Source organism: Thiobacillus denitrificans, assembly GCF_001530125.1.
GTDB lineage: Bacteria > Pseudomonadota > Gammaproteobacteria > Burkholderiales > Thiobacillaceae > Thiobacillus > Thiobacillus denitrificans_C.
The window spans coordinates 138,991-145,857 of sequence record NZ_LDUG01000048.1; the positions used below are offsets into that span (position 1 = coordinate 138,991).

The 6,867-nt window shown below is 63.8% G+C and carries 8 protein-coding genes; 7 read left to right on the forward strand and 1 reads right to left on the reverse strand.

The window, feature by feature from the left end; translation table 11 throughout:
- Positions 1 to 35: 35 nt before the first annotated feature.
- Complete coding sequence (map, locus tag ABW22_RS14715) at positions 36 to 836, reverse strand: type I methionyl aminopeptidase (protein ID WP_059758386.1); 801 nt, start codon at positions 834 to 836, stop codon at positions 36 to 38.
- A 377-nt stretch (positions 837 to 1,213) separates the two neighbouring features.
- Here map and rpsB point away from each other — a divergent pair, with 377 nt between their 5' ends.
- The 7 genes from rpsB to dxr form a co-directional block, all read left to right on the forward strand.
- A complete protein-coding gene (gene rpsB, locus ABW22_RS14720; protein WP_059758388.1) occupies positions 1,214 to 1,963 on the forward strand; it encodes a 30S ribosomal protein S2 in 750 nt (249 codons plus the stop codon).
- 119 nt (positions 1,964 to 2,082) lie between these two features.
- Entirely contained in the window at positions 2,083 to 2,955 is an 873-nt protein-coding gene (gene tsf, locus ABW22_RS14725; protein WP_059758392.1) for a translation elongation factor Ts, read from the forward strand.
- Between the two features lie 6 nt (positions 2,956 to 2,961).
- The gene (gene pyrH, locus ABW22_RS14730) at positions 2,962 to 3,675 is read left to right on the forward strand and encodes a UMP kinase (RefSeq protein ID WP_059758396.1); all 714 of its coding nucleotides are present in this window, start codon (positions 2,962 to 2,964) and stop codon (positions 3,673 to 3,675) included.
- A 9-nt stretch (positions 3,676 to 3,684) separates the two neighbouring features.
- Positions 3,685 to 4,254 (forward strand): ribosome recycling factor, encoded by a 570-nt coding sequence (gene frr, locus ABW22_RS14735; RefSeq protein WP_059758399.1) that lies wholly within the window; start codon positions 3,685 to 3,687, stop codon positions 4,252 to 4,254.
- Between the two features lie 77 nt (positions 4,255 to 4,331).
- Positions 4,332 to 5,012, forward strand: coding sequence for a polyprenyl diphosphate synthase (uppS, locus tag ABW22_RS14740; RefSeq protein WP_237763373.1), 681 nt, complete (start codon positions 4,332 to 4,334; stop codon positions 5,010 to 5,012).
- 22 nt (positions 5,013 to 5,034) lie between these two features.
- On the forward strand, positions 5,035 to 5,841 hold the full coding sequence (locus tag ABW22_RS14745) for a phosphatidate cytidylyltransferase (RefSeq protein WP_059758406.1): 807 nt from the start codon (positions 5,035 to 5,037) through the stop codon (positions 5,839 to 5,841).
- A gap of 11 nt (positions 5,842 to 5,852) precedes the next feature.
- Positions 5,853 to 6,867: 1-deoxy-D-xylulose-5-phosphate reductoisomerase (gene dxr / locus ABW22_RS14750; RefSeq protein WP_059758410.1), on the forward strand; the 1,015-nt coding region annotated here is incomplete at its 3' end.

Sequence of the window (6,867 nt, forward strand, 5' to 3'; positions counted from 1 at the left end):
CGTTTCATCTGTTCTGTTATTTCAAAAGCAGACCACTAGCGGATGCGGTCGGGAACGGCCGGGGTGCCGGCTGACACGGTCAGCACCTCGTGGCCGCTGTCGGTGACCAGAATCGTGTGTTCCCACTGCGCCGACAGGCTGCGGTCCTTGGTGACGATGGTCCAGCCGTCGGACATCTGGCGGATATCGCGGCGCCCGGCGTTGATCATCGGCTCGATGGTGAAAGTCATGCCGGGCTCCAGCACCAGGCCGGTGCCGGCCTTGCCGTAGTGCAGCACCTGCGGGTCCTCGTGGAAATTCTTGCCGATGCCGTGGCCACAGAATTCACGCACCACGCTGTAGCCATGATTTTCGGCAAAGCGCTGGATGGCATGGCCGATGTCGCCCAGGCGGGCGCCGGGCTTGACGTGGGCGATGCCGGTCCACATCGCTTCATAGGTGATCTGGATCAGCCGCTTGGCCTGGATCGTTACGTCGCCGACCGCGAACATGCGGCTGGTGTCGCCGTGCCAGCCGTCCTTGATCACCGTGATGTCGAGGTTCACGATGTCGCCGTTTTTCAGCAGCTTGTCGCTTGGCACGCCGTGGCAGACCTGGTTGTTGACCGAGGTGCAAATCGACTTGGGGTAGGGGGCGTGGCCGGACGGCGCGTAGTTCAGCGGTGCCGGGATGGTGCCCTGCACATCCACCATATAGTCATGGCACAGCCGGTCGAGCTCGCCGGTGGTGACGCCGGGTTTGACGAAGGGCGTGATGTAGTCGAGCACTTCCGAGCCGAGCCGGCCTGCTACGCGCATGCCCTCGATTTCGGCGCCGGTTTTGATGGTGACAGTCATGTAACGGATAGGTGGAGAATAAAGACGCATTCTAGCGCGCCCGGTGCACACCGAAAAAACCTGCGCAAAATGTGGGCGAGAAAAGGGACGCCTGCCGACGTCCTCCGCTATCCGCCGGACCGGGTGAGTACCCGCCGTGCGCGCCGCCATCGCCCGCGGTCTTGATGGCCTGGCTGGAGATTTCGTTGCGGCAGGCGGGACAGGGGCGCTGAGGGATGCTTCTTCTTGAAATGAAAGCCTTATCGAATTAGAATTACGGGCTGTCCGAAATGATTCGGACAAATTCGCACACCTGTCATTAAAGGGTGGCGGCGCGTTCAGTTAATACAAACGCGCGGCTGCTGACGGGTGGAGGCTCAACCCTTTAGGAGATTGTCATGTCTGTCACCATGCGTCAAATGCTGGAAGCCGGCGTCCACTTCGGACACCAGACCCGCTTCTGGAACCCCAAGATGGCCCCGTTCATTTTCGGGAATCGCAACAAGATTCATATCGTCAACCTGGAAAAAACGCTGCCGATGTTCCAGGAGGCGCAAAAATTCGTGCGTCAGCTGTCCGCCAACAAGGGCAACGTGCTGTTCGTCGGCACCAAGCGTGCCGCGCGTGACATCGTGCGCGAAGAAGCCCAGCGCGCCGGCATGCCTTACGTCGACAACCGCTGGCTGGGCGGCATGCTGACCAACTTCAAGACGGTCAAGCTGTCGATCAAGCGCCTGAACGACCTGGAAGCCGCGCTGGCCGAACCGGGCCGTTTGTCGAAGAAAGAAACCCTCACCATGCAGCGCGAGGCCGACAAGCTGAACCGCAGCCTGGGCGGCATTCGTGAAATGGGCGGCGTCCCCGACGCACTGTTCATCATCGACGTCGGCTACCAGAAGGGCGCCGTGGTCGAGGCCAAGAAGCTGGGCATCCCGGTGATCGGCGTGGTCGACACCAACAACAGCCCGGCAGGCGTGGATTACATCATCCCCGGCAACGATGACTCGGCGCGCGCAATTCGTTTGTACGCCCGCGGCATAGCTGATGCGGCCCTGGAAGGTCGTGCTCAGGTGGTCAGCGAAATCGTCGGTGGCGAAGAGTTCATCGAAGTTGAAGAAGAAGAAGAGGGTGGCGTCGCCGCTGAATAAACGCGACGCGCGGCATTATCGCCGGGATGGATTCCCGGCGAACGTATTTTGAGGAGGGGCCTTGGCCCCTCTTTCTGCATAGGCTGAATTAATTTAGTAATTTGGGACAGGAGTACGAAATGGCGGAAATCACTGCAAGCATGGTCAAGGAACTGCGCGAAAAAACCGATGCGCCGATGATGGACTGCAAAAAGGCACTGTCGGAAGCCGGTGGCGACATGCAGAAGGCGGAAGAAATTCTGCGCGTGCGCTTTGGCAACAAGGCCGCCAAGAGCGCCGGCCGTGTGGCGGCTGAAGGCGTGGTGGCCATCGCTATCAGCGCCGACGGCAAGTCGGCTGCCATGCTGGAAGTCAACTGCGAAACCGATTTTGTGGCGAAGAACGACGATTTCCTGGCGCTGTCGACCGCGCTGGCCGAGATGGTGCTGAACCAGAAGCCGGCCGACGTTGCCGCGCTGTCCGCGCTACCTTACAAGGGCAGCACGGTGGAGGCCGTCCGGACCGAGCTGGTCGGCAAGATGGGCGAGAACATGTCGGTGCGCCGCTTCGTTCGCCTCGACGGCCAGGGCAAGTTCGCCAGCTACATCCACGGCAACAAGATCGGCGTGCTGGTCGATGTGAGCGGCGACGAAGCGCTGGCGCGCGACATCGCCATGCACATTGCTGCGTCCAAGCCCAAGTCGCTGGATGCCTCCGGCGTGTCGCAGGATCTGATCGATACGGAGCGCCGCGTCGCGATCGAGAAAGCACTGGTCGCCGGCAAGCCGGAAGCCATGCTGGAAAAGATTGCCGATGGCACGGTGCAGAAATTCCTCAAGGAAGTCACCCTGCTGTCGCAGCCCTTCGTCAAGGACGACAAGCAGAGCGTCGAGCAGGTGCTGAAGTCGAAGAACTCGCAGTGCCACGGCTTCATGATGTACGTGGTGGGCGAGGGCATCGAGAAGAAAGTGTCCGACTTCGCCGCCGAAGTCGCGGCGGCTTCCCAGGTCTGATCGCGGATGGCGCCGGTTCGACGCATCCTGCTGAAGCTGTCCGGCGAGGCCCTGATGGGGCCGGATGGCTTCGGCTATCACGCTGAAACCATGGCCGGCTTTGTCGGTCAGGTTCGCGAGGTGGTGGCGCTTGGTGTGCAGGTCGGCATTGTGGTCGGCGGCGGCAACCTGTTCCGCGGCGCCACCGGCGCCTTGTCCGGGATGAACCGCGCCACCGCCGATTCGATGGGCATGCTGGCCACCGTGATGAATGCGCTGGCCTTCAAGGATGCCTTGCAGCAGGCCGGCGTCGATGTGCGGGTGCAGACTGCGGTCCATATCGCGCATGTCGGCGAGGACTTCGATCGCGACGCGGCGGTGCGCCACCTGGAAGCGGGGCGGGTGGTGGTTTTCGGCGGCGGTACGGGCAACCCCTTCTTTACCACGGATACGGCAGCGGCGCTGCGCGCGGCCGAGATCGGCGCCGACCTGCTGCTGAAGGCGACCAAAGTCGACGGCGTCTACACCGCCGACCCGAAGAAGGACGCGAGCGCCCGGCGCTACGAAACGCTGAGCTTCGACGAGGCGATCGCCAATAATCTGGCGGTGCTCGACACCGCCGCTTTTGCCCTGTGCCGCGAACAGAAGCTGAATCTGGTCGTGTTCAATGTTTTCAAGCCCGGCGCGCTGAAGCGCGTGGTGATGGGCGAAGATGAAGGCACGCGCGTGACCTTTAGTTGAGGAGTTGAAATGGCTGAAACCACCATCGCCGAGATCAAGCAGTCCGTCGAACATAAAATGGGCAAGACGCTGGAAGCGTTGAGGAACGATCTGGCCAAGGTGCGTACCGGGCGCGCTCACACCGGCATCCTCGACCACGTCATGGTCGATTACTACGGCAACCCGACACCGGTGCCTCAGGTGGCCAACGTGTCGCTGGTCGATTCACGCACGCTGGGCGTGCAGCCGTATGAAAAAAACATGGTTGCCAAGATCGAGAAAGCCATCCGTGATGGCGACCTGGGCCTGAACCCGGCGGCGCACGGCGACATCATTCGTGTCCCCATGCCGTCGCTGACCGAGGAACGCCGCCGCGACCTGATCAAGGTGGTGCGCAACGAAGCTGAAGGTGCGCGCGTCGCGGTGCGCAATATCCGCCGCGATGCCAACGGCACCGTGAAGGACATGGTTAAGGCCAAGACCGCGACCGAAGACGAGGAGCGCCGCACCCAGGACGAGGTGCAGAAGCTGACCGACAAATACATCGGCGAGATCGACAAGATGCTGGCCGACAAAGAGAAAGACCTGCTCGCAGTCTGAGCCGATCCTGCGTGTCTACCCTGGCGAAGCAAACGATTCCGGCAAGCACCGATGTGCCGCGGCACATCGCCATCATCATGGATGGCAATGGCCGCTGGGCGAAGCGCCGGCTGATGCCGCGCGTGGCTGGCCATCGCAAGGGCGTCGAGGCGCTGCGCGGGGTGATCCGCGCCTGCGCCGAGCGCGGCGTGTCGCATCTCACGGTATTTGCCTTCAGTTCGGAAAACTGGCGGCGTCCGCAGGAAGAAGTCACTCTGCTGATGGAGCTGTTCATGCGCGCGCTGGAGAATGAAGTCGCGCGGCTGCATGAAAACGACATCCGCTTTCGCGTCATCGGCGATCTGTCTGGTTTTTCCGGGCGCATCCAGGCCCTGATTCGCGACGCCGAAGCGCTGACGCGCGACAACACCCGTCTCACCTTCACCGTGGCGGCCAATTACGGCGGGCGCTGGGACATCGTTCAGGCGGTGAAGAAGCTGATGGCGGCGGGTGTGGCGGCGGAAGCGCTGGATGAAGTCGCGCTGGCGCAGCAGCTCAGCATGGCCGAAGCGCCCGAGCCGGACCTGTTCATCCGCACCGGCGGCGAACAGCGCATCAGCAATTTCCTGCTGTGGCAGCTGGCCTACACCGAGCTGTATTTCACCGACGCGCTGTGGCCCGATTTTGACGCGGCGGCGCTGGAGGAGGCGATTGCCTCCTACCGCGCCCGTGAACGCCGTTTTGGTCGCACCAGCGAACAGGTTAAAGCCGCGTCGTGACGGCATACGAGGCACTGCATCCATGACGCCTCTTTTCAGGCGGGTGCTCACCGCCGCACTGTTGCTGGCAGTGTTCGTGCCGGCCGTGCTATGGGCGCCGGCCTGGTTGTGGGCGATCCTGATGGCCGGGCTGATCGGCATGGCCGCTTATGAATGGGCGCGCCTGAGCCACTTTCCGCCGCTGTCTGCGCGCGCCTATGCCGGCCTGCTGGCGCTGGGTGCGCTGGCCCTGCCCGCGGTGATGGGCGCGGACTGGCCGACCTACCAGACCGCGCTGATCCTGCTGGCCATTGGCTTCTGGCTGCTCGTCGCGCCGCTGTGGCTGCTGGGGCGCTGGCATGCGCCCAAGCCCTTTGTGCGGGCCGTGGTCGGCGTCGTGGTGCTGGTGCCGACCTGGGTGGCGCTGCTTTATCTGCATGCGCGTGGTCCCACCATATTGCTCGGGGTGATGGCGATCGTGTGGATTGCCGACACCGCCGCCTATTTTGCCGGACGCCACTTTGGACGCCACAAGCTCGCGCCCACCATCAGTCCCGGCAAGACCTGGGAAGGCGTGGCGGGGGCGCTCGTCGCGCTGGCGCTGTATGCCGGCGCCCTCAGTCTGCTGGCCGGGATGTCACTGCTGTGGTTGTTTCTCATGGTGTCGGGGTTGCTGTATCTGTCGGTGCTGGGCGATCTGTTCGAGTCCTGGATCAAGCGCGTTTCCGGCATGAAGGACAGCGGCGACCTGCTGCCCGGCCATGGCGGGGTACTCGACCGCATCGACGCCCTGACGTCCACCCTGCCGATTGCCACCGGCATGCTGATGTGGCTGGAGCGCTCCGCATGACTACAAGTGGCATGAAACCGCGCGTCCTCACCATCCTGGGCGCCACCGGCACCATCGGCGTCAACACGCTTGATGTGGTGGCGCGCCACCCCGGGCGTTTCGAAGTCTTCGCCCTGACCGGCGCGACGCAGGTCGAGCGCATGCTCGAGCAGTGCCGCACCCATCGTCCGCGTTTTGCGGTGATGAGCGAGCCGACCGCGGCCGCCGCATTGCGTACGCGGGTCGCCGCAGAAGGGATGACGGTCGAGGTACTGGAGGGCGCCGCCGCCCTGATCGAGGTGGCGACCGCGCCCGAAGTCGACACCCTGATGGCGGCCATCGTCGGCGCCGCCGGGCTGCCGGCCACGCTGGCGGCGGCGCAGGCGGGCAAGCGCATCCTGCTGGCCAACAAGGAAACCCTGGTGGTGTCCGGCCAGCTGTTCATGGACGCCATTGCCGCCAGCGGCGCCGAACTGCTGCCGATCGATTCCGAGCACAACGCCATCTTCCAGTCGCTGCCGCGTGGCTTCGACGGCGATTTTCAACGTGCCGGGGTGAAGGCGCTGTGGCTCACCGCCTCTGGCGGCCCGTTCCGCACCCTGTCGGCCGAGGCCATTGCTGCGGCCACCCCGGCGCAGGCGGTGGCGCACCCCAACTGGGTGATGGGCAAGAAAATCTCGGTCGACTCGGCGAGCCTGATGAACAAGGGGCTCGAGGTGATCGAGGCGCGCTGGCTGTTCAATGCGCGCCCCGAGCAGATCAAGGTGGTGGTGCATCCGCAGAGCATCGTGCATTCCATGGTCGAATACGCCGACGGTTCGGTGATCGCGCAGATGGGCACGCCCGACATGCGCACGCCGATTGCCTACGCGCTGGGCTTTCCGGAGCGCATCGATGCGGGCGTCCCCGCGCTCGAACTGATCGGCCGGCAGCTCACCTTCGAGACACCCGACACCGCGCGCTTTCCCTGCCTGCAGCTGGCGTTCGACGCGCTCGCCGTCGGCGGTAACGCGGCGGCGGTGCTGAATGCCGCCAACGAAGTGGCGG